Origin of the sequence: Bombilactobacillus bombi, from assembly GCF_013607485.1 — a bacterium.
Classification (GTDB): Bacteria; Bacillota; Bacilli; order Lactobacillales; family Lactobacillaceae; genus Bombilactobacillus; species Bombilactobacillus bombi_A.
Genome location: NZ_SCHP01000094.1, coordinates 1 through 2688 on the forward strand (window position 1 = coordinate 1; position 2688 = coordinate 2688).

A 2688-nucleotide genomic window follows, 5' to 3' on the forward strand; every position below is an offset into this window, starting at 1 on the left:
TTTTAATACCTTATTCTTGTTACTACTGCTTTTCCAATATAATATATCCAATTTATTTAACTTTTATTGTTATCAAAATTTTTATCATACTAATACCCCTAAAGCTAGGTTCTAACTTTAGGGGTACCATCAAAAATCAAAAAGTGATTTTACAGTTATTAGTTTAAAATTTTTCTTTAGCCACTTATATTATAGATAATAGTTATAATTATTTATTTTTAGAAATCAATCTTGAATTAATTATATTAATAATTATACCAAATATACTGAAAACTATCAAAACCATAAAAATTATTGTATACGCTTTAATACTACTATTATTATCAATAATGCTCCCAAAAATTGGATAAGCAAAAAATGATGGGCTATATCCAACAAAAGAAGCTATAGACATAGCAGTAGAAGATATATCAGTTGGAATACCATATTCACCTAAAGGAGAATAATACACAGCTCTTATTAGAAAGCACGATAATGTGGTTAATAACAGAAATATCATTGCAATAATGACCATTGATTTACGCTTAGGTATTATTAAAGTTATAAATATAAATGCAGACATTAAAGCATAGCAGATCGACATCCATACTGCACTATTCTTAAATAACTTATCTGAAATAAGACCAGATAAAAATGCAGATAAAGCATTAACTGCTGTACCATTAACTATTCCAAATATAGCTACTAAAGAGGCACTCATAAAGAAAGTATTTTGTAAATAAGGTACGAAATAGGTGCTAACGCCAACATATGCTATATATGCACAGGCTGATGATAACCCAGTTAACCATACTACTGGCAATTTAAGAGCCTTAACCACTCCCTGTAATCCTATCTTTGTTTTGTTAATTGTTTTGGTAGCAGAATTAATTTTTTCCTGCATAAAATCTTTTGGCATTTTGAACCAAATGAGTAAGGCAAACAATAATGTTATTCCAGAATTGAACATCATCGCGCCTTTAATACCCCAGATCATGCCAGATATGCCGGTTAAAGTACTATAAAGAATAACATCTAAACTATTTATGATGAAACCACCAACCGCTCTTAAAGACTCCATTGTACCAAATGCACGTGCCTGAGCAGTTTTACCCCCAATATATTTTACTGATTTTTGTATCGTTGGCCAATACATTGCATCTCCAAAAATTCCAAATAATACAAAACATATTATTGTTATTGAAAACGGTAGACCCTTTGAAAAAGCAATAAACATACCTGTAAGTCCATAACCCAACATATCAAAAGTTAGAAGTTTTCTGACATTCATTCTCTCTTGTATCCAACCAAATAACAAATAACCAAATATTTGTATAAAACCTGATACACTCATTAATATGCCTAACTGTGCATTTGTTGACCCTAGTTGCATTCTAAATGGCTCATACAAAATTCCACGCAATCCAACAAATAAGTATATTGTTGTTGCGCTCCCAACAACTAAAAGATATTCAGTTAATTTTTTTGAACTAAATTGAAGTTTGTCTAATTGTTCCCTAATAGATTTCATATTATTTTCCCCTTATAACAGTTCAATCTCAGCAATTAAAGGCAAATGATCTGATAAATCAGAATCAATTTTATAAGTATTATTAATTTTAATATTTTTAGATAAAATAATATTATCAACTGAATTAACATTCATATTAGGGTCTATTCCAACAAATGTATCTATCCAATAACCATTATTACCATTTACAATGGTAAATTTATCAGTTAAGAATTCAAGTTCTTTAGTACTTTGATCTACATTAAGATCTCCTGCTAAAATTTTATAATCAGATTTATCATTTAGTAAAATATCACGTAACTGCACTAATTGTGCATGTCTCAACTCTTTAGTTTCAAAACTCAGATGTGTACTGTAAAAAGATACTGTTTTTCCGCCTATTTCACACAGTATATTTGTGGCAATACGTGGCTCAATATATTTATATTTTTCATTAAAATCATTGAATTCTTTTATAGTTTCCTCTTTGTTGTAATTATAGAGATTATAATAATAATGCATTTTTTGAATTGCTTCAGGCATTGCATCTTCACTGTATAATTTAATTGTCCTAGTATTATTTATTTTATAGTTACTAACTGCCGCAATGCCCATGCTACCTTCTGCAAACTCAATAGCTTTTCCAAAATAACAATACGAGAATTTATTATCTCCATGTTCAAATCCATTTAAACTGTTGAACAAATCTCGACTAAAACGATAATTATTATAATTAATTTCTTGAAGGGCACATATATCAACACCTTCTCTCCTTAATAATCTAGCCTGCTTGTCACTCTGGTTAGGTCTTGTTGACTGTAAATTATAAGTTGCAACTTTTAATATAGTCATTTTATTAACTCCTCTGTTTTGCTAATTATTCAAAACTATTATAAAAAACATAATATTCATTAGTCTTTTGTACTAAAGTAATTTTCTTATTTTTTATATTTAATTTTATTTTTTCACCCCTTAAAAGTTTTATTTTTAAAAATTTCTTTGTTGCCATGATTTCAATTAAACAATTTAAAAATGTTAGTCTGATTTTCAAACTGTTTAATTCATCAGGAAGTTGATTTTGTAGATATAAAACTTGATTCTTTATTTTTAAACCCAGAAAACCTTTAACTATAATTAACCATGAGCCCGCAATATTAGCCATATGAAGCCCATCTTCTGTATTATAATGTTCATTAAAT

3 protein-coding genes are annotated in these 2688 nt (G+C 28.2%); all 3 read right to left on the reverse strand.

The window, feature by feature from the left end; genetic code table 11:
• Positions 1–208 precede the first annotated feature (208 nt).
• Entirely contained in the window at positions 209–1510 is a 1302-nt protein-coding gene (locus EQ827_RS08345) for an MFS transporter (protein ID WP_181190528.1), read from the reverse strand.
• A 12-nt stretch (positions 1511–1522) separates the two neighbouring features.
• The gene (locus tag EQ827_RS08350) at positions 1523–2341 is read right to left on the reverse strand and encodes an endonuclease/exonuclease/phosphatase family protein (protein ID WP_181190529.1); all 819 of its coding nucleotides are present in this window, start codon (positions 2339–2341) and stop codon (positions 1523–1525) included.
• A gap of 25 nt (positions 2342–2366) precedes the next feature.
• Positions 2367–2688 (reverse strand): glycosyl hydrolase family 65 protein (locus EQ827_RS08355; RefSeq protein ID WP_309109359.1); only part of this gene is annotated, 322 nt, incomplete at its 5' end.